The organism is Streptomyces sp. NPDC002671 (assembly GCF_053592475.1).
The window spans coordinates 57,518-83,520 of sequence record NZ_JBSFVU010000011.1 but is presented as its reverse complement, the minus strand read 5'-3'; the positions used below and the strand labels follow the sequence as shown (position 1 = coordinate 83,520).

Below are 26,003 nucleotides of genomic sequence, written 5' to 3'. Positions count from 1 at the left end.
ACGCGCTCCGCCCGTCTCCCCACCGCACACGCAACTCCGCCGTTCAGCGCGGAACGGCGGGACAGGAGCCCGCATGAACGACCAGCCACGCACCCCGGACGCCATCGCCCCGGCCGACAGGCCACGGGCGAGTCACCCGCCGCACCTCCTCACCCGGCGGGCCGGGAGCGGTACCCCCACGGGCCGCCGCGCCCACCGCCTCCCCGCCGCCCTCACCGTCCTCACCCTGCTCACCGGTTCGGTGGTGCTGGCCGGAGCGACGGCCCAGGCCGCCACGTGCACCGGCCAGGTCCGCTACGTCGCCAGCAGCAACACCATCTACGTCACCTCCGGCACCGTGAGCCTGTCCGACATCGACACCCTGTGCCCGGCCGCGCCCCTCGCCGAGACGGACCCCGCGACCAACACCTGGGAACTCAGCGCGGACCTGGACGTCCAGAACGGCGCCGCCCTCACGCTGCACGGCACCTCGGTGGGCGGCGACGTCGACACCCTGCGGCTGCGCAGCCTGTCGGACAACGTCGCCACCCACGTCAGCGTCATCACCGCGCAGTACGGCAGCATCGACATCGACAAGGTCAACATCACCTCGTGGGACGACGCGACCGGCGCCCCGGACACGGACCCGTACCTGCCCGCAAACGCCCCGTCCGACGCACGGGCGCGTGCGTTCATCCGAGCGGTCTCGTACCTCGACACCGACGGCACGCCCCGCGAGTCGCGGATGGACATCAAGGACAGCGACCTCGGCTACCTCGGCTTCCACGACGCCGAGAGCTACGGCGTGTCCTACAAGGGCCGCGGCTGCGACGCCACGCACCTGAGCGTCTGCGCGGCGCTGAACGTCTACGGCTCGGAGACCAACAGCCGGTTCCACGACAACTTCATGGGGACGTACACGTTCAACGCGTACGCCATGCACTTCACCGGCAACGAGTACGACCACAACGTCATGTACGGGCTCGATCCGCACGACGACTCCGACTACCTGACGATCACCCACAACCACGCGCACGACAACGGCGACCACGGGATCATCTGCTCACAGCGGTGCGACCACCTGGAGATCGCCTACAACGAGGCCGATCACAACGGCATTCCGCCGTACACGCCGGTCGGCGACGACGACCCCTCGGACAACCAGATCCACGGCATCATGATTCACCGTGGAGTCACCGATTCCGTCATCGAGAACAACTACGTCCACGACCAGCCCAACGGCGCCGGCATCGCGGTCTTCGACAGCAGCGGCGACACCATCCGCAACAACAGGATCACCGGCGCGAAGTACGGCCTGCGCTACAGCGTCGGCTCGACGGACATCACCATGACCCGCAACACGGTGACGGACAGCAGCCAGTACGCGGTCTTCGCCTACGAGGGCTCGGACGACCCGGCGTACACCAACAGCACCGGCAGGCCGACCGGCCTGACCTTCACCGGCAACACCTTCGACACGACCTCCAGCAACGCGATCAAGCTGAACCAGACCGACGGGACGGTGTTCTCCGGTAACACCTTCACCGGCACGTTCTCCTCCGGTGTGCTGACGCAGTGGAGCACGGGCACGGTGTTCTCCCGCAACACCGTGCCCACCTCGCTGACGTACTCGGTCAAGGGCGACTCCGTCACGCCGGGCGACATGACGTTCAAGGACATCAAGCAGGCCACGAAGGTGGCGGTGGACTCGGTCAGTTCGGCGTCCTTCACCGGCTCCGGCGGCACCGTCTACAAGGTGAGCGGCTACCCGGCCGTCACCACGCAGCTCGCCCCCTCCGCGACCGGCAGCTCGGCGACGCTGACGGCCGCCGCCGTCGGCACCTCCTCGGTGAGCGTGACTCCGCAGTCGGTCGGGGTGGTGCCCGCCTCCGGCACCGCGACCGGCCGCGTGCCCTCCGGCGCCGGAGCCTACGAGGTCCTGGTCGCGCCCGGCACCGCCGGCACCAACCTGGCCTTCACCGCCACCCGGCTGACGCCCGGCAACCGGTACGCGCTGACGGCCGGCGGTGCCACGCTCGCCACCGGCACGGCCGCGGCCGACGGCACCCTCACCCTGCACACGGTGCCGGGCACGAAGAGGGAGGTGGACTACCAGATCGTGAGCGCGAGTTGAGCGACCTTCCCGAGCGACCTCAAAGAGCGGGCTGACCCGCAGACCGACAGTTCCACACCAGGAGATGGAGAGCAGAGGCAATGCGTAGACGGCAGTTCGTCACGGCCACAGGGGCCGCGATGATCGGTACGGGCCTTGCCGCCTGCTCCTCCGGACCGGGGACCCGGACATCCGCATCCCCGGTCCGCTCCTCCGGCTCGGCCGACACGCTGGGCGCGAACCTGTCCGCTGCGGCCCGCTTCTTCGGCCCCCGGCTGACGGCGCGCCCAGGTGGTTCGTTCGGCCTCTCCCGCGCCGAATTCCTGCCGGGAAGCCACCCGGCGCTGGGCCGCCTGCTGCGCGTGCACTACCCGGCACGTTCCGCCAGTCCCACCGTGATGCGGCAGTACGGCCGGCCCCAGGGAGGGGCGCAGCTCTACCTGAAGCTGCGCTCCGGCCCCGTCGACTTCCTCCACCTCCGGTACTACGTGCGGTTCCCGGACGACTTCGACTTCGTCAAGGGCGGCAAGTTGCCCGGCCTCTACGGCGGGACGGTGACCAGTGGCCGCCACATCCCCGACGGCGAGAACGGGCTGTCCACCCGCTACATGTGGCGCGCGCACGGCGCCGCCGAGGTCTACGCCTACCTGCCGACGTCGGTCGAGCACGGCACCTCGCTCGGCCGTGGCTCCTGGAGCTGGCCGCTCGGCCGCTGGACCTGCGTCGAACAGGCCGTACACCTCAACCGGCCAGGCAGCCTCGACGGTTCCGTGACCGTCTACGTGAATGGCCGGCAGGTGCTGAGCCGAGGCGGCCTGGAATTCCGGACCACCGACCGGCTGGGCATCGACGGGGTGCTGTTCTCGACCTTCTTCGGCGGCAGCGACGCGACCTGGGCGACACCGCGTTCGCAGTACGCCGACTTCGCGGCGTTCGCAGTGTCCGACCGGCCGATCAACCCGCTGTCCGGCATCTGAACATCTCGTCCTAGGAGAGATCCCACCATGACCACCACCCATGACACGGCTCTCGCCATCACCGGCTGGGGCGGCTCGCACGTCCGGCAGGCCGTCATCCTCGCCGGAGGCCAGGCCAGCAGGCTGCGCCCCTACACCGACCACATCCCCAAGGCCCTCGTGGAGGTGGCCGGCCGGCCCCTTTTCGAGCACCAGGCGCACTGGCTGGCGGCCGAGGGCATCGAGGAGGTCGTCATCTCCTGCGGCTACAAGGCCGACGTGCTGCGCGAGTACGTGGACGGGAACCATCTCCCGCTGCACGTACAGGTCGTCGTCGAGGACGAGCCGCTCGGCCGCGGCGGCGGCCTGAAGTACGCCGCCGCCCATCTCCCGTTCCCCGGGGAGCGGTGGGCGGGCCTGAACGGCGACATACTCACCCGTTTCTCGCTGCGCGACCTGGCGCGGGCGCACGTCGAGCGCGACGCGCTCGCCACGCTGGCGGTCACGCCGCTGAAGTCGCCGTACGGGATCGTGGAGTTGACCCACTCCGACCGGGTGACGAGCTTCACCGAGGCGCCGGTGCTGCCGCACTGGATCAACGCGGGCGTGTACCTGTTCGAGCCCGAGGTCACCGCGCTGCTGCCGGACCTGGGCGACCACGAGGACACCACCTTCCCCGAGCTGGCGACGCAGGGCCGGCTGTCGGCGTACCGGATCAACGGGTACTGGCGCGGGGTGGACAACGCCAAGGACCTGAAGACGGCGACGAAGGAGATCACGGCGTTCGGCTGGGTCCGCGCCGTTCCGGCCTAGACAGGGCCCTGGACCGCTACCGACAACGAAAGGGTTTCCCTTGCCCGACTACTCCCGGCTCGTCAAGGCCTACGACATCCGGGGCGAGGTCCCCGCACAGCTGAACGCCGATCTGGCCCGCAAGGCGGGCGCCCTCTTCGTCCGGCTCACCGAAGCGCCGCGGATCGTGATCGCCCGCGACATGCGCGACAGCAGCCCGGAGCTGGCGGCGGCGTTCGCCGCCGGGGCCAACGCGGCCGGGGCGGACGTCGTGGACGCCGGGCTCGGCTCCACCGACTACCTCTACTACGCCTCCGGCAGCCTCGACCTGCCCGGCGTGATGATCACCGCCAGCCACAACCCGGCCAAGGACAACGGCATCAAGCTGTGCCGCGCCGGAGCGGCACCCATCGGGGAGAGCTCCGGGCTGGCGCAGATCCGGTCCTGGCTGGAGGCCGACGACATCCCGCCGGCGGCTGCCCGCCCCGGCACCACCACCTCCCGGGACCTGCTCGGCGACTACGCCGCCCATCTGAACGCCCTCGTCCCGCTCAAGGGCAACCGCCGCCTGACCGCCGTCGTGGACGCCGGCAACGGCATGGCCGGCCACACCGTCCCCGCCGTCTTCGACGGGCTGCCGGTCGACGTCGTCCCCCTGTACTTCGAACTCGACGGCAGCTTCCCGCACCACGAGGCCAACCCGCTGGACCCGAAGAACCTGGTCGACCTGCAGGCCCGCGTCCGCGCCGCCGGAGCCGACATCGGCCTCGCCTTCGACGGCGACGCCGACCGCTGCTTCTTCGTCGACGAGCGGGGCGAGGCGGTCTCCCCCTCGGCCGTCGTCGGTCTGGTCGCCGCCCGCGAACTGGCCCGTCACCCGGGCTCGGCCGTCGTGCACAACGTGATCACCTCCGCGGCGGCCATCGAGATCGTCCGCGAGCACGGCGGCACCCCGGTGCGTTCCCGGGTCGGCCACTCGTTCATGAAGGCCGCGATGGCCGAGCACGACGCCGTCTTCGGCGGCGAGCACTCCGGCCATTACTACTTCCGGGACTTCTGGCGCGCCGACACCGGCATGCTGACCGCCCTCCACGTGCTGGCAGCCCTCGGCGAGCAGGACCGCCCGCTGTCCGAGCTCGTCGCCGGCTACTCCCGCTACGCGGCCTCCGGCGAGATCAACTCGGTGGTCGCCGACGTGGCCGGCACCCTGGACCGGGTCGAGGCCGCCTACCGCGGGGACGGCGTCACCACCGACCGGCTGGACGGGCTCACCGTGGACCTGGGCGACGGCCGCTGGTTCAATCTGCGACCGTCGAACACCGAGCCCCTGCTGCGGCTGAACGTCGAGGCGCCCTTCCAGGAGGCCGTCGACGAGCTGCGCGACCGGGTGCTGGCCCTGGTGCGCGGCTGACGGCGACGACCTGCGCGCCGGGCGGCCCGCCGCACCGGCGCCCCGCAGGGGTCACGCGTGCTGGTAGGCGACCAGCGAGATGCCGACGTAGTGGACGACGAAGGCGGCGAGGGTGAAGGAGTGGAAGACCTCGTGGAAGCCGAACCAGCGCGGTGACGGGTTCGGCCGCTTGATGCCGTAGATCACTCCGCCCGCGCTGTAGAGCAGTCCGCCGACGACCACCAGGACCAGGACGGCGATCCCGCCGCTGCGCATGAAGTCGGGCAGGAAGAAGACGGCCGCCCAGCCCATCGCGATGTAGCAGGGCGTGTACAGCCAGCGAGGGGCGCCCACCCAGAAGACGCGGAAGACGATTCCGGCCGCCGCGGCGCCCCAGATGCCCCACAGCAGCCATTGGCCCTTGGCGCCCGGCAGGAGCAGCATGGTGAGCGGGGTGTAGGTGCCCGCGATGATCAGGAAGATGTTGGCGTGGTCGAGGCGGCGCAGGATGCCGTCCATGCGGGGGCTCCAGTTGCCCCGGTGGTACAGCGCGCTGACGCCGAAGAGCAGGCAGGCCGTCAGAACGTAGATTCCGCAGGCGATCCGGCCCCGGGCGGAGTCGGCGAGGGCGGTGAGCACCAGGCCCGCGACGAGCACGGCCGGGAACATCCCGAGGTGCAGCCAGCCGCGGAGCCTGGGCTTGATCTGGCGCTGCACGGAGGGCGCGGCAGGCGCGGCGGGGACGGGCGCAGTCATGGGCCGCATCGTACCTACGTGACCGTAAGTCGGCTGTCAGTACCCCGCGGTGACCCCTCGAACGCAAAAAGACCTTCAGTTGAATCCAACATGGACGCAAAGAATCACGGAAACCGTGGCATTCCTCACGTCGCTCACCTGTGAGGCCCCCTGGACAGATGCGCATCCACGTCGGATGATCAAATGAGTGCGGTCGGCACCGGATGAGCGCCAATCAGTCGACACTGTGAAGCATCCGGGTCGCGGCCCCCACGGGGCGACAAGACAAAATCCCTCACTTAGGAGCAATCGTGGCGCGCGACAACGCGGCTCCCTCCGTCCTTCCCACCAATCACCGGGAACTGATCTCGTGGGTCAACGAGATCGTCGAACTGGCGCAGCCGGACAACGTGGTCTGGTGTGACGGCTCCGAGGCCGAGTACGAGCGGCTGAGCGAGGAGCTGGTGGCCAAGGGCACCTTCAAGAAGCTGGACCCGGTCAAGCGCCCGCACTCCTACTACGCCGCCTCCGACCCGACCGACGTCGCGCGCGTCGAGGACCGGACCTTCATCTGCTCCGAGAAGGAGGAGGACGCAGGCCCCACCAACCACTGGAAGGCCCCCGCCGAGATGCGGGAGATCTTCGCCGGTGAGAAGGGCCTGTTCCGTGGCTCGATGCGGGGCCGCACGATGTACGTCGTCCCGTTCTGCATGGGCCCGCTCGGCTCCCCGCTGTCCGCGATCGGCGTGGAGATCACCGACTCCGCGTACGTCGCCGTGTCCATGCGCACCATGACCCGCATGGGACAGGCGGTCCTGGAGGAGCTGGGCGACGAGGGCTTCTTCGTCAAGGCCGTGCACACCCTCGGCGCCCCGCTGGAGGAGGGCCAGCAGGACGTGCCGTGGCCCTGCAACCAGACCAAGTACATCTCCCACTTCCCGGAGTCCCGCGAGATCTGGTCCTACGGCTCCGGCTACGGCGGCAACGCGCTGCTCGGCAAGAAGTGCTACGCCCTGCGCATCGCCTCCGTCATGGCCCGTGACGAGGGCTGGCTGGCCGAGCACATGCTGATCCTCAAGCTCACCCCGCCGCAGGGCGAGGCGAAGTACGTGGCCGCCGCCTTCCCGAGCGCCTGCGGCAAGACCAACCTCGCCATGCTGGAGCCCACGGTCTCCGGCTGGACGGTGGAGACCATCGGCGACGACATCGCCTGGATGCGCTTCGGCGAGGACGGCCGCCTGTACGCGATCAACCCCGAGGCCGGCTTCTTCGGCGTCGCGCCCGGCACCGGTGAGCACACCAACGCCAACGCGATGAAGACGCTGTGGGGCAACGCGGTCTTCACCAACGTCGCGCTGACCGACGACGGCGACGTGTGGTGGGAGGGCATGACCGAGCAGGCGCCCGCGCACCTGACCGACTGGAAGGGCAACGACTGGACGCCGGCCTCCGAGGCCCCGGCGGCCCACCCCAACGCCCGCTTCACCGTGCCCGCGTCCCAGTGCCCGATCATCGCGCCGGAGTGGGAGGACCCGAAGGGCGTGCCGATCTCGGCGATCCTCTTCGGCGGCCGGCGTGCCAGCGCGGTGCCGCTGGTCACGGAGTCCTTCGACTGGAACCACGGCGTCTTCCTGGGCGCGAACGTCGCCTCCGAGAAGACCGCCGCCGCCGAGGGCAAGGTCGGCGAACTGCGCCGCGACCCCTTCGCGATGCTGCCCTTCTGCGGCTACAACATGGGCGACTACATGGCCCACTGGATCGACGTGGCCAAGGACAAGGACCAGTCCAAGCTGCCGAAGATCTACTACGTCAACTGGTTCCGGAAGAACGACGAGGGCAAGTTCGTCTGGCCGGGCTTCGGCGAGAACAGCCGCGTCCTGAAGTGGATCGTGGAGCGCCTCGACGGCAAGGCCGAGGGCGTGGAGACCCCGATCGGCATCCTGCCGACGCGGGACGCCCTCGACACCAACGGCCTCGAACTGGCCGAGTCCGACGTGGACTTCCTGCTCACGGTCGACAAGGAGGTCTGGCGCGAGGAGGCGGCCCTCGTCCCCGAGCACCTCAACACCTTCGGCGACCACACCCCGAAGGAGCTGTGGGACCAGTACCGCGCGCTGGTGGAGCGCCTGGGCTGATCCCCGCCCGAAAGGCTCCGCGGCCGGTCCGGATGTGCCCTGACCAGCGATCGTCACGACCGGCCGCGGTGACAGCACCGGCAAAGGGTCCGGGGCCCGTTCCGTACAACGGCGTACGGAGCGGGCCCTGGGCCCTTTCGCCTGGAGTCACGGTTCTCGGAACACCCACAGCCGCAGCAACAGGAAGCGCAGCGCCGTCGCCGCGGCATTGGCCAAGATCAGTGCGCCGACCTCGATCTTCGCCGTGTGCGGCAGGATCCGGTGCGCCACGGCGAGGGCGCCGCTGCTCAGCGCGAGTCCGGCGAAGAAGGCCACCAGCCCCTGGAGTTGATGCCGGGCCGCCCCCTGCGCGCCGCGCACCCGGAAGGTGAACCGGCGGTTGGCGGCGGTGTTCGCCACGGCCGTCACCAGCAGTGTGACCAGATTGGCGAGCTGGGCGTCGAGCACCGGCCGCAGCGCCATGTAGAGGCCCAGATAGGCGGCGGTGGAGAGCACGCCGATGATCGCGAACACCGGCAGCTGCCGGGCGACCCCGGCCTCGGGCACGTCGGCGGCGGTGGCGGGTTCGGTGAGGTTCGGCATGGATTGCGGCACCCGGGGTTCGAGAACGTGTGTCTGCGCGCACTGGAACAGCCTCAGACAGTACCGTATGTGAGCAAAACGGGCACCTAGTTGCGCCGTCCCGCTCCAGAATGGGCTGGCATCACCGAATGATTGATGTGCTCCACGACCCGACCGACCGGATCGGGTCGGCGGTTGAGTTGTCGGTCGTGATCCCGATGTTCAACGAGGAAGAGGCGTTGCCGGCGCTGGTGGGGCGGCTGCGGCCGGTGCTGGACGGTACGGGCGAGCCGTACGAGGTCGTCGCGGTGGACGACGGCTCCGGGGACAGGACGGCCGAACTGCTGGTGGAGCTGCGGGCCACCTGGCCGCAGTTGCGCGTGGTGCGACTGCGCCGCAACAGCGGACACCAGGCCGCGCTGACCGCCGGCCTGCACCACGCCCGCGGTCACTACGCCGCGAGTCTCGATGCCGATCTCCAGGATCCCCCGGAGAAGATCCCCGAGATGCTCGCCCTGGCCCGCTCCCGGCAGCTGGACATCGTCTACGGCGTACGCGCCAACCGCTCCACCGACACCGGCTTCAAACGCCGTACCGCCGGGGCCTATTACTGGCTCATGCGTCGCCTGGTCGGCAACCACGTCCCCGCCCAGGCCGGCGACTTCCGCCTCCTGTCGCGCAACGCGCTCGACGCGCTGAAGGCCCTGCCCGACCAGCCGCAGGTCTACCGGCTCCTGGTGCCCTGGCTCGGCTTCCCCAGCGGAGAGGTCGCCTACCACCGCGACGAACGCGTCGCCGGTCACACGAAGTACCCCCTGCGCAAGATGGTCCTGCTGGCGGCCGACAGCGTCATCGGCTTCTCCGTCGCCCCGCTGCGCCTGGCCATCTGGCTCGGCGCCCTTGCCTTCTGTGTCTGCCTCGGCGCGCTCGTGTACACGCTGGCCGTGTACGCGGCGGGCGACACCACCCCCGGCTGGACTTCCCTGATCATCGCCGTCCTCTTCATCGGCGCCGTCCAGCTCATCTGCCTGGGCGTGCTCGGCGAGTACCTCGGCCGCGTCTATTCCGCCGTTCAGCAACGACCGACCTATTACGTCGCCGAGGACACCGGCACGGCGATCGCCCCCACGCCGGGCAGGATTCCCTCGGCGGCCATGTCGTCCCCTGATTCGTAAGACCCGGTCTCCCACGGTGACGGCCCGGCGCGCTCGGTCAGCGCGCCGGGCCGTCACCGTGGGGGCCATTGCCGTGCGGGGGCGTGTCCGCTACATCCGGGCCGGCTCGACCATGGTCCTGTCGACGACCTGTTGGCCGGGCACGGCCGGAGCCTCGGACCCGTGGCGGAACTCGTGGATGGTGGTCCGGAGCAGGGCGATCAGCGCCAGCAGCATCAGCACACCGTGTGCGGGCATCGACAGATACGGAGCCAGGCCCGGGAAATTGCAGTACAGGTAGCTGCCGAACGAGGCGAGCTGCACCAGCACCGGCACATACCAGAGCCGGCGGGGCAGCTGGAACGCGGCCATCACGGTGAGCACGTCCGCCGCGTAGAAGTACCGCTCGTGCATCGAGGGCAGCAGGAACGGCACCACGACCGCGCAGCAGGTGGCCAGCAACACCACCCGGGTAGCCGTGAGCCCCGGCACGCCCGGACCGGAGTCCGGCACGCCGCGTCGGCCGCGCCGCAGGGACCACACCGCCAGCCCGATCAGGAGCGCCACCAGCAGCCCCGCGACCAGAACACCGGCGCTGCGTACGGCTCCGGTATCACCGGGCACCGACACGAACTGGTAGACGGACGGTGCGTTGATGGTGAGGCCGCGATACGTGTCCGCCTGACGGGCGTAGACCGTCAGCAGCCGCCCCGGGTCGGCGCCGAGCACGAAGGCCGGGACATCGAGTGCGAGGTACGCCACGGGAACGGCGAGCAGGCTCCGCCACGGCACCCGCCCCACCAGCACCAGGACGAGCAGGAGGGGGAAGAGGAAGACCGCCTGGAACTTGAACGCGAGCGCGATCCCGAAGAAGACGCACGCCCACCACGACCGGCGGCGCAGCACGTAGTAGATCCCGCCGGTCAGGAAGGCCGTGTAGATGGCGTCGCACTGCCCCCACCAGCCGCTGTTGGTGACGACGGTGGGCAGGAAGAGCACGACCGTGGCCGCACCGAAGGCCGCCCAGCGGTGCGTGGGCCGGAGCAGGGACACAATCCGGAAGGTGTAGAACGCCAGTGCCAGGTCGAACAGCATCGAGAGGCATTTGATGCCCACCAGCGACGGCAGCGGCAGGTAGGTCAGCGCGGCCAGCAGGTAGAGGTAGGGGACGTTGTAGTCCGAGAAGCTGGGGTCGACGAGAGCGTGGAACCCGCCGTAGCTCACGATGTGCCAGTACCAGGGCTGCAGAAAGGTGATGTAGTCCTGCGACTTGCCGGACAGCAGGAGGATGCGGACCGAGAGGGCCACCGCCACCGTGGTGCACGCGGCCAGCGTCATCACCATGGGATCGGCCGTGCGCCGAGGTAGATCTTCGGCGGCTGTTTCGGGCATTCCGGACTCCGTTCAGGTTGCGCTCGATCGCGCCGAGCGGACTCCATCCGGGCGCGACGGTGATCAGTATGTCCGAAGCATCCAGCGATGACATGCAAAAAGCGGGTATTTACGGGCAATTCGCCTATGGTGCTGCCATGCGTGGAATTCTCCTGGCCGGGGGCACCGGCTCGCGACTGTGGCCAATGACCCGCTCGGTGTCGAAGCAACTGCTGCCGGTTTTCGACAAACCGATGGTCTATTACCCGCTTTCCACACTGGTGATGGCCGGTGTTCGCGAAATCCTGATCATCACCAACCCCGAAGACCAGTACCAGTTCCGTCGCTTGTTCGGTGACGGCAGTCAACTGGGCCTGCGGCTGGAGTACATGGTGCAGGAGCGGCCGGAGGGAATCGCCCAGGCCTTTCTTCTGGGGGCCGACTTCATCGGCGGCGAGTCGGTGGCTCTGATCCTGGGCGACAACATCTTCCACGGGAGCGGCCTCGGCACCCGGCTGGCCCGCCACGACGACGACCTCAAGGGCGGGAAGGTGTTCGCCTACCAGGTCGCCAACCCCTCGGCCTACGGCGTGGTGGAGTTCGACGAGTCGGGCCGGGCGCTGTCCATCGAGGAGAAACCGGCCCGGCCGAAGTCCCGCTACGCCGTGCCTGGCCTCTACTTCTACGACGATCACGTCGTGGAGATCGCCCGCGGTCTGCGGCCCAGCGCCCGGGGCGAGCTGGAGATCTCCGACGTCAACCGGGCCTACCTGGAGGCCGGGGCGCTCCATGTCACCCGGCTGGACCGCGGCACCGCATGGCTGGACACCGGGACCTTCACTTCCCTCATGCAGGCTTCGGAGTTCGTCCGGGTGATCGAGGAGCGCCAGGGCTTCAGGGTCGGGTGCGTGGAGGAAGCGGTGTGGCGTGCCGGCCTGATCGGAGACGACCAACTCCGGGAACTGGCCCAGCCCCTGCTCAAGAGCGGATACGGCCACTACCTGCTGGGGCTGCTGGAGGACTACCGACCTGTCGTCGTGCCCCAGAGGAGTGGCGGACCGCGCCACGAAGAGACGGGCCGACCCTGAACCGACCGCGCGGCAGAAAAGGAGCATGCACATGGAGCCACTTGGCATCGAAGGGGCCTGGGTGGACACGCCCAAGGTGTTCACGGACGGCAGGGGCAGATTCCATGAGTGGTTTAAGGGGCAAGAGTTTCGTGATTCCACCGGCCAGGAAGTCCGACTTGAGCAGGCCAATTGCTCCCGCTCCGTTCTCGGCACTCTCCGCGGCATCCACTACGCATCGGTCCCACCGGGCCAGGCCAAGTTCGTCACCTGCGTCAGCGGCGCCGTCCTCGACGTGGTGGTCGACATCCGCACCGGGTCTCCGAGCTTCGGAAAGTGGGAGGCGGTCAGGCTCGACGACATGACACACCGCTGCGTCTACCTCTCGGAAGGGCTGGGCCACGCCTTCATGGCGCTGGAGAACAATTCCACCGTTGTCTACCTCTGTTCAGAGGGATACGCGCCGCGGCGCGAACACGGGATCAACCCGCTCGACCCCGATTTGGCCATCGCCTGGCCCGAGGAACTCGCCCCGCGTCTTTCCGAAAAGGACGCCGCCGCGCCCACGCTGGAGGAAGCCGGGCGACAAGGTCTGCTGCCTTCCTTCGAGGACTGCACCGCATATCGCAGAGCGCTCACCGAAGGGATCCGCGAGGGAGGCACCGAGAAAGTAGGGCAATTGAGGCCGCTCGGGTGATCATTGCGCAAGTTGTGGCGTGATCCGTGACCTTTCCGTTGCTGCGAGTTTAAGAATGGACTTGTCCGTAGCCAGAGGCGACGTGACGCGCATGCGAATAAAGCGCACCGGGGTGCGCGCGCTTGCGGTCTGATTCCCTCCCAGTTCCTGAGGAAGGTTCTCTTGAACCGTAGAACGATCCGAAGCTCACGACTGAGGTCGTCCACGCTGGTGTCCGCGGGCGCTCTCGCGGTGGCGCTCAACGTCGCGCCGAGCTCGGTGGCCATCGCCGACGCGATCCACCGGTCGGGCTCTGTGCCCCATGCGGCGTCTGCCAGCAGCACGCACGAAGAAAGGGCCGGCGGCCGGGGCGGCGACCGGGGCCCCCAGGGCAAGCCGGGCCGTGACGGCCATGACGGCCATGACGGCCATGACGGCAAGCAGGGTCCGCAGGGACCGCAGGGACCGCAGGGTCCGCAGGGTCCGCAGGGTGCCCAGGGTGCCCAGGGTCCCCAGGGTCCCCAGGGTGAGGAGGGCGAGGCGGGCGAGGAGGGCGCTCAGGGTGCTCAGGGCGCTCAGGGTGCTCAGGGCGCTCAGGGCGCCAGTGGTGTGGGTTCGATTTCCACCTACATCGTCCCCGGCCCCGTGGTTCATGGCACGGGCTTCCAGACGTCGGAGGCCTTCTGCCGAGACAGCAACGATGTCGTCACCGGCGGCGGATACATTGAGGGCCCCCCCAACCCTGTCTCCATGGCGATCAGGAACGTCCCGATCGCCACCTTCCCCAACGGATGGCAGGCCGCCGGCACCCTCCCGGACGGCACCACCCTCCAGGCCTTCGCGGTCTGCAGCCCGGTTCCCGGCCCGTGACACGCATGTGAGCGGCGGTGCCGCACCGGCTGTTCGCTTTACTGGGAATGAGCGACGGTGCCCGCGAGGCTTCGGTCTCGCGGGCACCGTCCGCATTCCGCCCACGCCCGCGGAATCGAGGAATGCGCCGGCTCTTCATCGACAACACCAGCGTGAATTGGTCCTGCCTGCCAGGGAGATGCCGCAGCCCTGAGTAGCGTAGTGGTGCACATAGTGGGTGACCAGGCACCCCCGGTGCTGAACGCCGGGCAGCAAGAAAACTCGGAGAAATATGCGCATCCTTGTGACCGGCGGAGCTGGATTCATCGGTTCGGAATACGTCCGTCGGCGGCTTGACTCGGATCTGACAGCGCGGATCACCGTCCTTGACAAACTCGCCTACTCGGGAGTCGAGGCCAATCTGGCACCGGTGGCAGAACATCCGGGCTACACCTTCGTCCGGGGCGACATCTGTGACCCGGACGTGGTCGACCAGGTGATGGCGGGCCAGGACGCGGTGGTCCATTTCGCGGCCGAGTCGCACGTGGACCGGTCGATCGGCGGGGCCGGTCCGTTCGTCCGCAGCAATGTGATGGGTACGCAGGTGCTCCTGGACGCGGCCCACCGGCACGGTGTCGGCCGCTTCGTCCACGTCTCCACCGACGAGGTCTACGGCTCGATCAGCGAAGGCTCATGGACCGAGGGGTGGCCTCTCGCGCCGAACTCTCCGTACTCCGCGTCGAAAGCCGGCTCCGACCTGCTCGCGCTCGCCTACCACCGCACCCACGGCCTGGACGTGGTCATCACCCGGTGCTCCAACAACTACGGGCCGTACCAGTTCCCCGAGAAGGTCATGCCGCTCTTCATCACCAACCTCATCGACGGGAAGACGGTCCCCCTCTACGGAGACGGCCGCAACATCCGCGACTGGGTGCACGTCTCCGACCACTGCCGGGGGATCGATCTGGTCCTGCACGGCGGCAGGGCCGGGGAGGTCTACAACATCGGCGGCGGGACCGAGCTGAGCAACCACAAGCTCACCGGACTGCTGCTGGACGCGGTCGGCGCGGGCTGGGACCGGGTCGAGTACGTGGCCGACCGCAAGGGCCACGACCTGCGCTATTCGCTGGACGACAGCAAGATCCGTGAGCACCTCGGCTATGTCCCGCAGGTGTCCTTCACGGAGGGCCTGGCCGCCACGGTCGCCTGGTACCGCGCACACCGCTCCTGGTGGGAGCCGCTCAAGAAGAGGGCCGCGCTGCGATGACCACGAGCTGGCTGGTGACCGGTGCGCGCGGGCTCCTCGGCCAGGACGTGCTGGCCGAGCTCGCCGGCGATCCGGACGCCAGGGTGACGGGACTGAGCCGGGACAGGCTCGACATCACCGCCCCGACAGCCGTCCGCGCCGCCGTCGCCGGTCACCGAGTGGTCGTCAACTGTGCCGCATGGACGGACGTCGACGGCGCGGAGCGGTCCGAGGCGGAGGCCACGGCCGTGAACGGTACGGGCGTCCGCCACCTCGCACGCGCGTGTGCAGACGCCGACGCCATCCTGCTGCACATCTCGACCGACTACGTGTTCCCGGGCGACGCCCGCCGCCCGTACCCGGAGGACGCGCCGACGAGGCCCGTCAACGCATACGGGCGAAGCAAACTGGCGGGGGAGCGGGCGGTCGCCGAACTCCTCCCGCGCACCGGCTACATCGTGCGCACGGCCTGGCTCTACGGTGCGCACGGCCCGAACTTCGTGGCCACCATGCTCGAACTCGCCGCCCAACGCGAGATGTTGAACGTGGTGGCCGACCGGCACGGCCAGCCGACCTGGTCCCGGGCGCTCGCCCGGCAACTGGCCGCGCTCGGCCGCGCGGCGCTGACCGGACAGGCACCGGCCGGCATCTACCACGGCACGGCGGCCGACCGCACCACATGGTGCGGTCTGGCGCGTGAGACCTTCCGGCTCAGCGGCCTCGATCCCGAGCGGATCCGCCCGGTCGGCTCGGACAAGTTCCCGCGTCCGGCCGCCCGCCCGGCCTTCGGTGTCCTCGGCCACGGCAACTGGCCGCGGGCCGGCCTGGCGCCCCTTTCCCGATGGGACGACCAGCTGACGGCCGCCCTGAAGGTGCCCGAGTTCGCCGCGCTGGCCGCCGCGGCGCGCACCAGTACCCGGCGCACATGACGGGCGCCCGGCGGAACCTCACGGTCCGTCGGGCGCCTGCCGGGCGCCAGTCACTCATCGGCTCACGGCGTCCCGGAATTCTTCCGGCACTTGGGAGAGGGACTTGGGATCGGCGGCCACCGCACGACGGAACGCGGCCTCGGCCTCGCCCTTGCGGTTGTTCTCCGCCAGGAGCTGACCCAGTTGCAGTTGGGTCATCCCCGCCTTGGGGTCGATGGCAGCGGCACGCTTGAGGAGTTCCATGGCCCGGTCGGGGTCACTGGTTCTCAGCATGTACGCCTCGGTGCAGAGAGCGGACATGAAGTCGGGATCGATTTCGAGCGCCTTGTCGAAGTCTGCCCGGGCATCCGCCGTCCTGCCGGACTGCTGATCGACGAGCCCGAGGCCGTACCAGGCGCGCTTGTTCTTGGGGTCCAGTTCCAGAGCGTGCCGGTAGTCCTGGCCGGCCCCACGGGAATCCTGCTGAATCTGGTGCTGAAGGCCGGACTTCAGCAGCGCCTCCACCGACTTCGCGTTCCGGGCCACGGAAGCGGCCTTGGAATCCGACCGCTCGGCCGACGGGGAATGAGTCGCCCAGACGGTCACCCCGGTGGCGACCGCCGCCGTCACGGCGAGCCCTGCCCACAATCTCGTAGGTTTCACTTGGTCACTTTTCGTGGAAGGCGGCGGACCGATGGAGTTCGCCTGTCTCGGGTCGTCGGCACCGACGTTACGAGGCGCCCCCAACGGTGCTGTCGTACGGCAGGCGCGAAGGGCCTTCAGACCACTCGAATGCACGAGTCCCGAGAAGCGTCATCCGCGACGTCTACAGCGACCTGCCGGGCGAACTGTACGAACTACCTCGACTGCGGTTCGCAGTACAGCCTCGGGAACCTGGAAGGCGCCACCATCGTCGTCGTGGGCGGCGGGGGACGCGGAGGTCTTCTGCTCCCGCCTGTTCGCCGCACAGTTGGCCGAGAAGCTGGAGCGGTCGCCGGCCGAGGTGATGGACCGCTACCTCGGTGCGCACGAGAGCCGCCCCACACGCGCCGAAGCACTCGGTGAGCTCGCGCGCTGGTGCCGCCTCAATGGGCAGCGGTGGCTGCTCGCCCACCTGTTCGCGCGGCAGGCGGCACGCCTCCCGTATCCCAGGAAGGACCACCTGTTCGTCGAGTCCGACTGGTACCACTGGGGCGCACTCGACGAACTCGGGGTGTCCGCCTACTGGGTCGGGGAGTGCGCGAACCAACTTGCCGGGGCGAAGCAACGCGTCGGAGTCTGACGCGGTGTGAGTCCGGCCCACAGACGTCGAAGACGCCCGGCGGAACCTCACGGTCCACCGGGCGCCGCTGTTTCGGGTGGCTAGACGAGCAGCTTTCCGCCGCACCGCGCGGTGCCGTCCTTCATCGCGATGAGGTTGGCGATCACGTACGAGATGTCGTTCTTGGAGTGCCACTGGCTCGGGAAGTACGTGAGCAGCCGCGACGACTGGAACCGGGCCTCAAGGTCGGGCACGAAGGCGCGGTACTGGTTGTCCGTGTAATACCAGAACGAGTTCTCGTTGTAGTAGGCGAGGTGTGTCGGGTCCTGGTAGGCGCCGCGGCCGTCGGAGCTGGGCGTCATGGACAGGAGCATGCCGCCGGGCGCCAGCAGCCGGTACAGCTCGTTGATCAGCGGCACCTTCGCGGGCACGTATTCAAGGAAGTCCACCGCCCGCATCAGACCGACCGAGCCGTCGGGCAGGTCCAGCTTGCCGGGCAGGGTCGCGACGATGTCGACGCCCTTGCCCGGCCTCTGGTCCACGCCCACGTAGCCCGGCGGCTTGCGGTGCGCCGCGCCGAGGTCCAGCGCGAGCAGTCCGCGCCGGTAGGTCCAGGCGAGGGCGTTGGCCTCGATGTACTTGTCGTACAGGGCGACCGTCTCGCGCTGGATGTGCGCGTTGATCTCCGGGTCGCTCTGGGTGTTGCCGGGGTGAACGCGCTGAAGATAGAGGCAGCGGTTGATGTGGTGGAAGTCGCCGACGTGGAAGAGGCGACACATCAGGTCCTGGTCGTCCAGAACCGTACGCGCGGCGTCGTACCCGCCGGCCTTCTCGTAGCTCTCCTTGCGGAACGCCCGCACGTGGTTGGGCGCGTACCAGATGTAGGCGACGTTGTGCGGCGTCGGCGCCAGGGAGACGACCTGCAGCAACTTGCGGCCGTCGACCTTCACCTCCTCGTACTGCCAGCCGAACGTCTCGTCGAAGCGGCTGTCGTCCCGCTTCCCGTCCTCGGTGATCTGAGCGGTGTTGCTGTAGACGAACACGGCCTCGGGATGCGCGTCGAACGCCTTGCCGAGCTCCGCCAGGCACGCCTTCGCGAGCAGGTCGTCGTGGTCGAGTTCCACGAGGATCTCGCCGCGCGCCAGTTCGCAGGCCCTGCGCTTCGCAGCTCCCACCCCGTCGACGTCGTCCGCGATCTCGATGCGGATCCGGTCGTCGGGTCGCTCCGGCCGCCACCGCGCGCCGTTGTTGAGCAGGACGATCCACTCCCAGTCCGGACAGGTCTGCGCCTGCAGGGTCGCCAGGCACTCATCGAGGAAACGGGGCCGGTGGCTCGGGGTGAAGACGGAGAACCTCGGTGTCGCGGTCGACGTCATCTGTTGCTCCCTGCTTGGCTCGATGTCGGTGAGGGGGGTGAGAAGTCAGGAATCACCGGAATTCCTCCGGCACTTGAGAACGCAGTGAGGGATCGGCGGCGACCGCATGACGGAACTCGTCCGCGGCGTCTTTGCCATGGTTCTGCTGCGCCCGGATTCGTCCGAGGTGCAGATGTGCCGCGCCCGCCTTGGGATTGCCGGCGATGACACGCTTCAGGAGCTCGCCGGCCCGGTCGGGATCGCTCGACTCCAGCAGAAGCCCCTCGTTGAAGAGAGCCGACGTGAACGCCGGATCGATCTTCAGGGCCTTGTCGTAGTCCGCACGGGCAACGGCCGCCCGGCCGGCCTCGTGCGCCATGACGCCCAGGTTGTACCAGGCGTACTTGTTCTGCGGGTCCAGCTCCAGGGTGCGCCGGTAACTACGGTCGGCCGCTTCGACGTCGTGGTTCTCCTGCTGCGCGATGCCGGCCTGCAAAAGCAGATCGGCATCCCGCTTGTTCTGGTCCGTTGATGACGGGGCCTTGGAATCCGGGGGCACTGCCGAATAGGAATGGATCGCCCACGACGTCGCTCCGGTGGCAACTGCAGCCACAGCGAAGAGCCCCATCAACAATTGCCTACGTTTCACTTTGTCACATCTCGTGGAATAGTGAGGGACGATGGGGTGTCGGAGTCCGAACCACCGTCATTTCCACCGACGTTACGAGGCAGTGGTGATGCAGCCGCCGTTTGGCGGGCATGAGGGACGCGCAGTCCACCCGAATGTACGCGTCGTATCAGAAAAAAATGGCGCCCGGTCCGCGCGTCGCTGCGGGTGCACGCGGACCGGGGCCGTCGAGGGGATCCCGGGGGTGAGGGGTCAGTGGGTGGCGCTCAGTTCCTTCGGTCCGGCGAGGGCGGCGGCATGCGCGTCCATGCGCTCCGCCGACAGGATCGCCGCAGCGGTGTCCGCGCGGGACGCCGCGACGACGAGAGCGCGGCCGGCGAGGGCGTGTGCCCGCTCGTGCAGGGCGGCGACGCGGGGGTCGCCCGCGGTGCCGGACGCGCGGGCCGGCGTACGCCCACCCCGCAGCCGGGTCACCTCTCCGGTGAGCCGTTCGGCCGCCGTGTCCAGGTCGGTGGACGGCGCGAGCGCGCGCAGCTCGTCGGTGACGGCGAGCAGCGCGGCGAGATGCCCGGCGAGCTGGATGTCCAGCTCCTCCTCGCGCGACCGGTGGGGAAAGTCGGGGGTGGGGCCGGCCATCGTGCTGTGGACCGACTTCGTGCGGATCGGTTCGTACATGGGGATGGCCTCCTGTGCTCTGACAGGAAGCCATCCTAGCTTGGATTTCGTCTAAAGTTGAGCCGTGCCACGGATCGCGGTCCGCCGACTACGGTCGGCTCGGCTACGTCTGGCTGTAACCGTCCAGGAAGTTCCCGATCCGCGTCACCGCGTCCCTGAGGTCCCCGACGCTCGGCAGTGTCACCACGCGGAAGTGGTCCGGCTCGGGCCAGTTGAAGCCGGTGCCATGGACGACCATGATCTTCTCCTGGCGCAGCAGGTCCAGGACCATCCGCCGGTCGTCCTTGATCTTGAAGACCTGCGGGTCGAGACGCGGGAAGAGATACAGCGCGCCCTTGGGCCGTACGCAGCTCACGCCCGGGATCTGCGTCAGCAGCTCGTACGCGGTGTCCAGCTGCTCCTTCAGCCGGCCCCCCGGCAGCACCAGGTCGTTGATCGTCTGGCGCCCGCTGAGCGCGGCGACCACCCCGTGCTGGCCCGGCATGTTCGCGCACAGGCGCATGTTCGCCAGGATCGTCAGGCCCTCGATGTAGGAGTCGGCGTGCGCGCGCGGGCCGGAGATCGACATCCAGCCGACGCGGTAGCCGGCCACCCGGTACGCCTTCGACATGCCGTTGAAGGTGAGGGTGAGCAGGTCGGGGGCGACCTTCGCGGTCGGGGTGTGGGTCGCGCCGTCGTAGAGGATCTTGTCGTAGATCTCGTCCGAGCAGACCAGCAGGTTGTGCCGGCGGGCGATGTCGGTCAGACCCTTGATCATCGCCTCGTCGTACACCGCGCCCGTGGGGTTGTTCGGGTTGATGATGACGATGGCCTTGGTGCGGTCGGTGACCTTGCGCTCGACGTCGGCGAGGTCGGGCATCCAGTCGGACTGCTCGTCACAGCGGTAGTGCACCGCCGTACCGCCCGACAGCGACACCGCCGCCGTCCACAGGGGGTAGTCCGGGGCCGGGACCAGCACCTCGTCGCCGTCGTCCAGCAGGCCCTGCATGGCCATCACGATCAGCTCGGAGACGCCGTTGCCGATGAAGACGTGCTCGACGTCCGTCTCGATGCCGAGGGTCTGGTTGTGCATGACGACCGCGCGGCGGGCGGCCAGCAGGCCCTTCGCGTCGCCGTAGCCGTGTGCCGTGGAGACGTTGCGGAGGATGTCCTCCAGGATCTCCGGCGGGCACTCGAAGCCGAAGGCGGCCGGGTTGCCCGTGTTGAGCTTCAGGATGCGGTGACCAGCCGCTTCCAGCCGCATCGCCTCTTCGAGCACCGGGCCCCGGATCTCGTAACAGACGTTGGCGAGCTTGGTCGACTGGATCACCTGCATGTCAGGCAGCTTACGGACCCGTAACGCACCACGGGTCGTGTTTTCCGCCACTTGAGACGCGGAAGTTTGCGCTGTTATCGCCGGTAGCTGTCTCACGGGCCACTTGCGTCCCTAGAATCCACGGTCATGTCCACCGAAAGCGAGTACGGGGCGGGGGCGTACGGCGCACACCGACCGGTCGGTTCGGCCGAGGGCCTGCCGAACGTGTACCACCCGCAGCAGGCGACGGCCCCGTCGTACGAGGAGTACGCCGACCCCGCCGCCGCCCACGGCTGGCAGAACGCCTACGACGAGACGCGCAACCTTCCGCCCGTCCCGCCGGCCGACGCCTACCCCGAGGCCGACGCCTACCCCGACACCGGCGCCGACGCGGACGCCGCGGCGTTCGGCGGGCCTGGCGAGGGGCACGGCCGTGCCGATCGCAGGCGGCAGCGGAGGCGTGGCGGTCGTCGCCGGGTGGCCGTCGCCGCGGGTGCCCTCGGCGTGGTCTGCGCGGGTGTCGCGGTGATCGCGGGGCTGGCGGACTCCGGGTCCTCGTCCGGGCCGCGCTCCGACGGGCGCCCCAGCACCTCCGGCGGCGCTCCGGACACCGCGAGCGCCCGCCCGGACGCCGCGACTCCGGGCGCTGCCGACGGCAGCCCTGAGGTCTCCGCGTCCGCTGCCGCCCCGGCCACCGGCACGCCGACGGGCGGAGCCGCAAGCAGCGCCACCGGGCAGCCGACCTCGGTCACCACCTCGCCGGCCGCGAAGACCTCCGAGCCTGCGACGCCGACGGCCACCCCCACCGTGTCGGCCACCACCGTCGCCCCCGACGGTCCGGGCAATGGGCGCGGGCACCGTCCCCCGTGGAAGCCCAAGTAGGGGGGCAGGCTCGCTCTTCTCGTACGTCAATCGAACGCTGCGGACCGATATGTGACACGCTGTCAGTCAGCGCAAGTCGCATACAAGTCCTTGCCCGGACACCCCTCTCTCATGAGAATGCTCATGACAAGACAGGCGGCCGGAAGATCTCCGGTCGCTCACGTCTGAATGAGGGGACCCCACATGCACAAGCCTCTCCTTGCCGCGATCTCCGCCCTGGCCATCGCCGGGCTCGGCGCGGCCCCCGCGGTCGCCGCCCCGCACGCCAAGGCGGCCCCGTCGGCTCACTCGGTCACGGCGGCCAAGGCGACCAAGTCGGTCAAGGCGACCGTCGACTTCGCCGGCACCGTCTCGCTCAGCAACTGCTCCGGCTCGGTGATCCGCTTCCCCAACTCCGCCGACACCGACCCGGCGCTCGTCATGACCAACGGCCACTGCCTGGAGACCGGCTTCCCGAACCCCGGCCAGGTCATCACCGGCCAGTCCTCCAGCCGCACCTTCGGCCTGCTGAACTCCGCCGGCACCAAGATCGCCACGCTCCGCGCCAACCAGGTCGTCTACTCGACGATGACCGACACGGACGTCACGATCTACCGCCTGAAGACCACCTACGCGCAGATCAAGAGCTCCTACGGCATCAGCGCGCTCACGATGAGCGACACCCACCCGGTCGCCGGCACCGCCATCAAGGTCGTCTCCGGGTACTGGAAGCGGATCTACAGCTGCAACATCGACGGGTTCGTGTACCGGCTGAACGAGGGCGGCTGGACCTGGAAGGACTCGGTCCGCTACACCTCTGCCTGCAACACCATCGGCGGCACCTCCGGCTCCCCGGTGATCGACACCACCACCGGCAAGGTCGTGGCCGTCAACAACACCGGCAACGAGAACGGCGAGACCTGCACGGTGAACAACCCGTGCGAGGTGGACGCGAACGGCAACGTCACGGTCCGCATGGGCATCAACTACGCCGAGGAGACCTACCAGATCCCGGCCTGCTTCACGACCGGCAACAAGCTGGACCTCACCGCGGCCGGCTGCACGCTGCCCAAGCCGTGACCGGCGCCTAGGTCCGACAGGGCCTAGAGCGGAGTACGGCGGACCGAGCGCCCGGCGAGAACGTCCGTGCGCCGGCCGTCCTCGACGGCGAAACGGCCGTCGACCAGGACGTACGGGATCCCCGTAGGGAGCGTGCGAGGCGCGGCGAACGTGGCGCCGGGGGCGACCGTGCCCGGGTCGAACAGGACCAGGTCGGCCCGGTAGCCCTCGCGCACCAGCCCGCGGTCCGGCAGCCGCAGCCGGGCCGCGGGTCGCGCGGTGAGATGGGCGACGCACTCCTCCAGGGACAGCACGCCCAACTCCCGTACGTAATGACCCAGATAGCGCGGAAAGGTGCCGTACGCGCGAGGGTGCGGCTTGGCGCCCTGGAGGATGCCGTCGGAGCCGCCGGTGTGGGCGCGGTGCCGCATGATCGCGCGGACGTTCTCCTCATGGCCCACGTGGTGGAGGACCGTCGTGCCGAGCCGGTCCTCGACCAGCAGCCGGCGCGCGAACGCCCACGGGGACTCGCCGCGCAGCTGCGCCGCCTCCCGCACCGTACGGCCCACGAAGCAGTCGAGGGCCGGGTCGGTGACACCGGAGATCTCGATCGTGTCCCACTCCACCGGCACGCCGTGGTTGCCGTCCGAGCCGGTCACCTCCAGATCGTGCCGGACGCGCTCGGCGGTCGCCGGGTCGGTGAGACGGGCCAGGATGTCCGCCGGGCCGCCCTCGCTCGCCCAGCTCGGCAGCAGCGCGGCGAGGGTGGTGCAGCCCGGGGTGTACGGGTAGGTGTCCAGGGTGAGGTCCGCGCCCGCGTCCAGCGCCTGGTCGAGGAGGGCGAGGAGTTCGGGCGCGCGCCCCTTGTTGACACCGAAGTTCAGGGTGGCGTGGGTGAGATGGAGCGGACAGCCCGCCTCCCGCGTCACGGCGAGCATCTCGGCGTACGCCGCGAGGGCGCCGGCGCCGTAGGAGCGGTGGTGCGGGCAGTAGTAGCCGCCGTACTCGGCCACCACCCGGCACAGTTCGGTGAGTTCGGCGTCCTCGGCGTACATGCCGGGTGTGTAGGTGAGCCCGGACGACAGCCCGACCGCGCCCTGCTGAAGCCCCTCGGCCACCAACTGCCGCATCCGGTCCAGCTCTTCGGGTGTCGCGGCCCGGTCCGCCCAGCCGACGGCCAGGGCACGGACGGTGCCCTGCGGGACGAGATAGGCCGCGTTGACGGCGATACCGCGGTCGAGCCGGTCGAGGTACTCGCCGACCGTGCGCCAGTCGAAGTCGAGGTCGTCGCCGTACCCGTTCCACCCGGTGATCGCCCGACGCACCTCCTCCAGTGTGCGGTCGTCGACGGGCGCGTACGACAGCCCGTCCTGGCCGATGACTTCGAGGGTGACCCCCTGCGCCACCTTCGCGGTGTGCTCGGGGTCGCGCAGCAGGGCCAGGTCGGAGTGGGCGTGCATGTCGATGAAGCCGGGGGAGAGGACCAGGCCCTCGGCATCCAACTCGCGCATGGCGCGGGGTCGTTGGCAGCCTGCGGCAGCCGCCTCCTTGACGATCGAGACGATACGGCCGCCGTCGACCACCACATCGGCGCGGTACGACGGTGCACCGCTGCCGTCGACGACGTCCGCGTCACGGATGACCAGGTCCTCCACCAGGGATCTAGAAGTAGGTGCGGATGTAGTCGACGACCGTCCCGTCCACCTCGGCCACCGGGATCAGCTGCCACTTCTCGAAGGTCGTGCACGGATGGGACAGGCCGAAGCCGATCCAGTCGCCGACCTCTACGTCCGCCTCCGGGGCGGTGCCCAGCCACAGGTGCTGGTCGGACAGCGCGGTCACCTCGATGCCGTGCGCCGGGTGTTCGCCGCCGTCCCGGCGTACCACGTGGGCCACGGGATAGTCGAGGTCGTAGGCGGCGTCCCGCTTGCCCGCGTTGACGAAGGCCTGCTCGGCGGAGGGGCGGGAGACGACCTGCGTCCACAGCCGGAACGCGGGCTCCAGCGCGCCCTCCTCGGGGATCCGGTTGAACGGGGTGAGCCTCGCGTAGTGCACGTCGTCGTGCGAGACGTACGCGCCCGAGCGCAGCAACTTCAGGACAGGCAGGGAGAGTTCGGGGATCACGGCGAAGACGTCGGCGACCGCGTCGAACCACTCGCTGCCGCCGGCGCTCACCATGATCTCCTCGGCCCCGGCGAACCGGCCCGCCTTGTCGAACTCGGCGGCGAGGGTGACCAGCCGGCCCAGCCAGGCCCGCACCGACTCCGGGTCGGCACCGGGGACTTGAGCCTCGTACCCCGCAACGCCCACCAGCCGCAGCGTCTCCGTGCGGGCCACCGCGTCGGCGACCGCCCGGGCGTCCGCCTCCGTGCGCACGCCGGTACGGCCCCCCTCGCCCGCGGCCAGTTCCACGACGACGTCCACCGGCCGGGCGGCACCGCGCAGCGCCGCGTCCATCAGCTCCACCCCGCGTACGGAGTCGACGTAACAGACGAACCCGAACTCCGGGTCGGCGGCGAGTTCGGCGGCGATCCAGCGCAGGGCGGGGGCGTCCACCAGCTCGTTGGCGAGGAAGACCCGCTGCACGCCGAAGGCCCGCGCCACCCGCACCTGGTGCGGCACCGCGAGGGTGATGCCCCAGGCGCCGTGCTCGATCTGGCGCTGGAAGAGCTGCGGGGCCATCGAGGTCTTGCCGTGCGGGGCGAAGGCGAGGCCGTGCCGGACGATGTACGTCTCCATGAGCGCCAGGTTGTGCTCCAGGCGCTCGGCGGACAGGGCGAGGACCGGGGTGGTGAAGCCGCCGGTGAAGAGGTTGCGGCGCTGGGCGGTCAGCTCGCCGACGGTCAGACCGTCCGCGTCCGGCGGGAGTCCCTTGAAGCGGTGGTCGATGCGTTCCTCGGCCAGGCGGGCGAGCGCTTCGGTGCTCATGGAACCCCTC

24 protein-coding genes are annotated in these 26,003 nt (G+C 69.4%); 14 read left to right on the top strand and 10 right to left on the bottom strand.

The window, feature by feature from the left end:
• The first annotated feature begins 73 nt into the window (after window positions 1-73).
• The 4 genes from ACWD35_RS18900 to ACWD35_RS18885 all read left to right on the top strand — a co-directional run bounded on the left by ACWD35_RS18900 (window position 74) and on the right by ACWD35_RS18885 (window position 5,251).
• Window positions 74-2,113 (top strand): right-handed parallel beta-helix repeat-containing protein, encoded by a 2,040-nt coding sequence (locus ACWD35_RS18900; protein ID WP_451352389.1) that lies wholly within the window; start codon window positions 74-76, stop codon window positions 2,111-2,113.
• An 80-nt stretch (window positions 2,114-2,193) separates the two neighbouring features.
• Complete coding sequence (locus ACWD35_RS18895; RefSeq protein ID WP_451352388.1) at window positions 2,194-3,069, top strand: polysaccharide lyase; 876 nt, start codon at window positions 2,194-2,196, stop codon at window positions 3,067-3,069.
• A gap of 27 nt (window positions 3,070-3,096) precedes the next feature.
• A complete protein-coding gene (locus ACWD35_RS18890; RefSeq protein ID WP_451352387.1) occupies window positions 3,097-3,861 on the top strand; it encodes a nucleotidyltransferase family protein in 765 nt (254 codons plus the stop codon).
• A gap of 40 nt (window positions 3,862-3,901) precedes the next feature.
• A complete protein-coding gene (locus ACWD35_RS18885; RefSeq protein ID WP_451352386.1) occupies window positions 3,902-5,251 on the top strand; it encodes a phosphomannomutase/phosphoglucomutase in 1,350 nt (449 codons plus the stop codon).
• Window positions 5,252-5,302: 51 nt separating this feature from the next.
• On the opposite strand, the gene trhA is transcribed toward ACWD35_RS18885, so the two are convergent.
• Window positions 5,303-5,986, bottom strand: a complete 684-nt coding sequence (gene trhA / locus ACWD35_RS18880) for a PAQR family membrane homeostasis protein TrhA (protein WP_451352385.1) — start codon at window positions 5,984-5,986, stop codon at window positions 5,303-5,305.
• Between the two features lie 290 nt (window positions 5,987-6,276).
• Between trhA and ACWD35_RS18875 the strand changes: the two genes are divergently transcribed.
• Window positions 6,277-8,100 (top strand): phosphoenolpyruvate carboxykinase (GTP), encoded by a 1,824-nt coding sequence (locus tag ACWD35_RS18875; protein WP_451352384.1) that lies wholly within the window; start codon window positions 6,277-6,279, stop codon window positions 8,098-8,100.
• Between the two features lie 147 nt (window positions 8,101-8,247).
• On the opposite strand, the gene ACWD35_RS18870 is transcribed toward ACWD35_RS18875, so the two are convergent.
• Window positions 8,248-8,682, bottom strand: a complete 435-nt coding sequence (locus ACWD35_RS18870; protein ID WP_451352383.1) for a GtrA family protein — start codon at window positions 8,680-8,682, stop codon at window positions 8,248-8,250.
• Window positions 8,683-8,810: 128 nt separating this feature from the next.
• Between ACWD35_RS18870 and ACWD35_RS18865 the strand changes: the two genes are divergently transcribed.
• The gene (locus ACWD35_RS18865; RefSeq protein ID WP_451352382.1) at window positions 8,811-9,836 is read left to right on the top strand and encodes a glycosyltransferase family 2 protein; all 1,026 of its coding nucleotides are present in this window, start codon (window positions 8,811-8,813) and stop codon (window positions 9,834-9,836) included.
• 90 nt (window positions 9,837-9,926) lie between these two features.
• On the opposite strand, the gene ACWD35_RS18860 is transcribed toward ACWD35_RS18865, so the two are convergent.
• Window positions 9,927-11,207, bottom strand: a complete 1,281-nt coding sequence (locus tag ACWD35_RS18860; RefSeq protein ID WP_451352381.1) for a hypothetical protein — start codon at window positions 11,205-11,207, stop codon at window positions 9,927-9,929.
• A 137-nt stretch (window positions 11,208-11,344) separates the two neighbouring features.
• Between ACWD35_RS18860 and rfbA the strand changes: the two genes are divergently transcribed.
• The 5 genes from rfbA (at window position 11,345) to rfbD (ending at window position 15,953) form a co-directional block, all read left to right on the top strand.
• Complete coding sequence (rfbA, locus tag ACWD35_RS18855) at window positions 11,345-12,274, top strand: glucose-1-phosphate thymidylyltransferase RfbA (protein WP_451352380.1); 930 nt, start codon at window positions 11,345-11,347, stop codon at window positions 12,272-12,274.
• Window positions 12,275-12,305: 31 nt separating this feature from the next.
• Window positions 12,306-12,950 carry a dTDP-4-dehydrorhamnose 3,5-epimerase family protein gene (locus ACWD35_RS18850; RefSeq protein WP_451352379.1) on the top strand — a complete coding sequence of 215 codons (645 nt, stop codon included), beginning with the start codon at window positions 12,306-12,308 and terminating at the stop codon, window positions 12,948-12,950.
• Window positions 12,951-13,160: 210 nt separating this feature from the next.
• Complete coding sequence (locus tag ACWD35_RS18845) at window positions 13,161-13,799, top strand: hypothetical protein (RefSeq protein WP_451352378.1); 639 nt, start codon at window positions 13,161-13,163, stop codon at window positions 13,797-13,799.
• 271 nt (window positions 13,800-14,070) lie between these two features.
• The gene (rfbB, locus tag ACWD35_RS18840; protein WP_451352377.1) at window positions 14,071-15,045 is read left to right on the top strand and encodes a dTDP-glucose 4,6-dehydratase; all 975 of its coding nucleotides are present in this window, start codon (window positions 14,071-14,073) and stop codon (window positions 15,043-15,045) included.
• On the top strand, window positions 15,042-15,953 hold the full coding sequence (gene rfbD, locus ACWD35_RS18835; protein ID WP_451352376.1) for a dTDP-4-dehydrorhamnose reductase: 912 nt from the start codon (window positions 15,042-15,044) through the stop codon (window positions 15,951-15,953). The genes rfbB and rfbD overlap by 4 nt, the downstream gene beginning before the upstream one ends.
• 54 nt (window positions 15,954-16,007) lie before the next feature.
• Here the strand turns inward: rfbD and ACWD35_RS18830 are convergent, their stop codons facing one another.
• Window positions 16,008-16,457, bottom strand: a complete 450-nt coding sequence (locus tag ACWD35_RS18830; protein ID WP_451352375.1) for a tetratricopeptide repeat protein — start codon at window positions 16,455-16,457, stop codon at window positions 16,008-16,010.
• Window positions 16,458-16,902: 445 nt separating this feature from the next.
• Between ACWD35_RS18830 and ACWD35_RS18825 the strand changes: the two genes are divergently transcribed.
• Window positions 16,903-17,214 (top strand): hypothetical protein, encoded by a 312-nt coding sequence (locus ACWD35_RS18825; RefSeq protein WP_451352374.1) that lies wholly within the window; start codon window positions 16,903-16,905, stop codon window positions 17,212-17,214.
• Window positions 17,215-17,294: 80 nt separating this feature from the next.
• On the opposite strand, the gene ACWD35_RS18820 is transcribed toward ACWD35_RS18825, so the two are convergent.
• The 4 genes from ACWD35_RS18820 to ACWD35_RS18805 all read right to left on the bottom strand — a co-directional run bounded on the left by ACWD35_RS18820 (window position 17,295) and on the right by ACWD35_RS18805 (window position 21,166).
• The gene (locus ACWD35_RS18820; RefSeq protein WP_451352373.1) at window positions 17,295-18,569 is read right to left on the bottom strand and encodes a glycosyltransferase; all 1,275 of its coding nucleotides are present in this window, start codon (window positions 18,567-18,569) and stop codon (window positions 17,295-17,297) included.
• Window positions 18,570-18,621: 52 nt separating this feature from the next.
• Window positions 18,622-19,176: a tetratricopeptide repeat protein gene (locus ACWD35_RS18815; protein WP_451352372.1), complete on the bottom strand. Its 555-nt coding sequence runs from the start codon at window positions 19,174-19,176 to the stop codon at window positions 18,622-18,624.
• 252 nt (window positions 19,177-19,428) lie between these two features.
• Window positions 19,429-19,851 carry an SCO4983 family protein gene (locus ACWD35_RS18810; protein ID WP_451352371.1) on the bottom strand — a complete coding sequence of 141 codons (423 nt, stop codon included), beginning with the start codon at window positions 19,849-19,851 and terminating at the stop codon, window positions 19,429-19,431.
• Window positions 19,852-19,954: 103 nt separating this feature from the next.
• Complete coding sequence (locus ACWD35_RS18805; RefSeq protein WP_451352370.1) at window positions 19,955-21,166, bottom strand: pyridoxal phosphate-dependent aminotransferase; 1,212 nt, start codon at window positions 21,164-21,166, stop codon at window positions 19,955-19,957.
• Between the two features lie 126 nt (window positions 21,167-21,292).
• Between ACWD35_RS18805 and ACWD35_RS18800 the strand changes: the two genes are divergently transcribed.
• A complete protein-coding gene (locus ACWD35_RS18800; RefSeq protein WP_451352369.1) occupies window positions 21,293-22,027 on the top strand; it encodes a hypothetical protein in 735 nt (244 codons plus the stop codon).
• A gap of 183 nt (window positions 22,028-22,210) precedes the next feature.
• Entirely contained in the window at window positions 22,211-23,086 is an 876-nt protein-coding gene (locus ACWD35_RS18795; RefSeq protein WP_451352368.1) for a S1 family peptidase, read from the top strand.
• Between the two features lie 23 nt (window positions 23,087-23,109).
• On the opposite strand, the gene ACWD35_RS18790 is transcribed toward ACWD35_RS18795, so the two are convergent.
• Entirely contained in the window at window positions 23,110-24,720 is a 1,611-nt protein-coding gene (locus tag ACWD35_RS18790) for an N-acyl-D-amino-acid deacylase family protein (RefSeq protein WP_451352367.1), read from the bottom strand.
• A 7-nt stretch (window positions 24,721-24,727) separates the two neighbouring features.
• Window positions 24,728-25,993: an alanine racemase gene (locus ACWD35_RS18785; protein WP_451352366.1), complete on the bottom strand. Its 1,266-nt coding sequence runs from the start codon at window positions 25,991-25,993 to the stop codon at window positions 24,728-24,730.
• Window positions 25,994-26,003 lie beyond the last annotated feature (10 nt).

What these genes read in the sequence shown, in the direction of transcription:
- ACWD35_RS18900 (WP_451352389.1), top strand. Translation starts at nt 74, where the DNA reads ATGAACGACCAGCCACGCACCCCGGACGCCATCGCCCCGGCCGACAGG.
- ACWD35_RS18895 (WP_451352388.1), top strand. Translation starts at nt 2,194, where the DNA reads ATGCGTAGACGGCAGTTCGTCACGGCCACAGGGGCCGCGATGATCGGT.
- ACWD35_RS18890 (WP_451352387.1), top strand. Translation starts at nt 3,097, where the DNA reads ATGACCACCACCCATGACACGGCTCTCGCCATCACCGGCTGGGGCGGC.
- trhA (WP_451352385.1), bottom strand. Translation starts at nt 5,986, where the DNA reads ATGACTGCGCCCGTCCCCGCCGCGCCTGCCGCGCCCTCCGTGCAGCGC.
- ACWD35_RS18870 (WP_451352383.1), bottom strand. Translation starts at nt 8,682, where the DNA reads ATGCCGAACCTCACCGAACCCGCCACCGCCGCCGACGTGCCCGAGGCC.
- ACWD35_RS18865 (WP_451352382.1), top strand. Translation starts at nt 8,811, where the DNA reads ATGATTGATGTGCTCCACGACCCGACCGACCGGATCGGGTCGGCGGTT.
- ACWD35_RS18860 (WP_451352381.1), bottom strand. Translation starts at nt 11,207, where the DNA reads ATGCCCGAAACAGCCGCCGAAGATCTACCTCGGCGCACGGCCGATCCC.
- rfbA (WP_451352380.1), top strand. Translation starts at nt 11,345, where the DNA reads ATGCGTGGAATTCTCCTGGCCGGGGGCACCGGCTCGCGACTGTGGCCA.
- ACWD35_RS18850 (WP_451352379.1), top strand. Translation starts at nt 12,306, where the DNA reads ATGGAGCCACTTGGCATCGAAGGGGCCTGGGTGGACACGCCCAAGGTG.
- rfbB (WP_451352377.1), top strand. Translation starts at nt 14,071, where the DNA reads ATGCGCATCCTTGTGACCGGCGGAGCTGGATTCATCGGTTCGGAATAC.
- rfbD (WP_451352376.1), top strand. Translation starts at nt 15,042, where the DNA reads ATGACCACGAGCTGGCTGGTGACCGGTGCGCGCGGGCTCCTCGGCCAG.
- ACWD35_RS18820 (WP_451352373.1), bottom strand. Translation starts at nt 18,569, where the DNA reads ATGACGTCGACCGCGACACCGAGGTTCTCCGTCTTCACCCCGAGCCAC.
- ACWD35_RS18815 (WP_451352372.1), bottom strand. Translation starts at nt 19,176, where the DNA reads ATGGGGCTCTTCGCTGTGGCTGCAGTTGCCACCGGAGCGACGTCGTGG.
- ACWD35_RS18810 (WP_451352371.1), bottom strand. Translation starts at nt 19,851, where the DNA reads ATGTACGAACCGATCCGCACGAAGTCGGTCCACAGCACGATGGCCGGC.
- ACWD35_RS18805 (WP_451352370.1), bottom strand. Translation starts at nt 21,166, where the DNA reads ATGCAGGTGATCCAGTCGACCAAGCTCGCCAACGTCTGTTACGAGATC.
- ACWD35_RS18800 (WP_451352369.1), top strand. Translation starts at nt 21,293, where the DNA reads ATGTCCACCGAAAGCGAGTACGGGGCGGGGGCGTACGGCGCACACCGA.
- ACWD35_RS18795 (WP_451352368.1), top strand. Translation starts at nt 22,211, where the DNA reads ATGCACAAGCCTCTCCTTGCCGCGATCTCCGCCCTGGCCATCGCCGGG.
- ACWD35_RS18785 (WP_451352366.1), bottom strand. Translation starts at nt 25,993, where the DNA reads ATGAGCACCGAAGCGCTCGCCCGCCTGGCCGAGGAACGCATCGACCAC.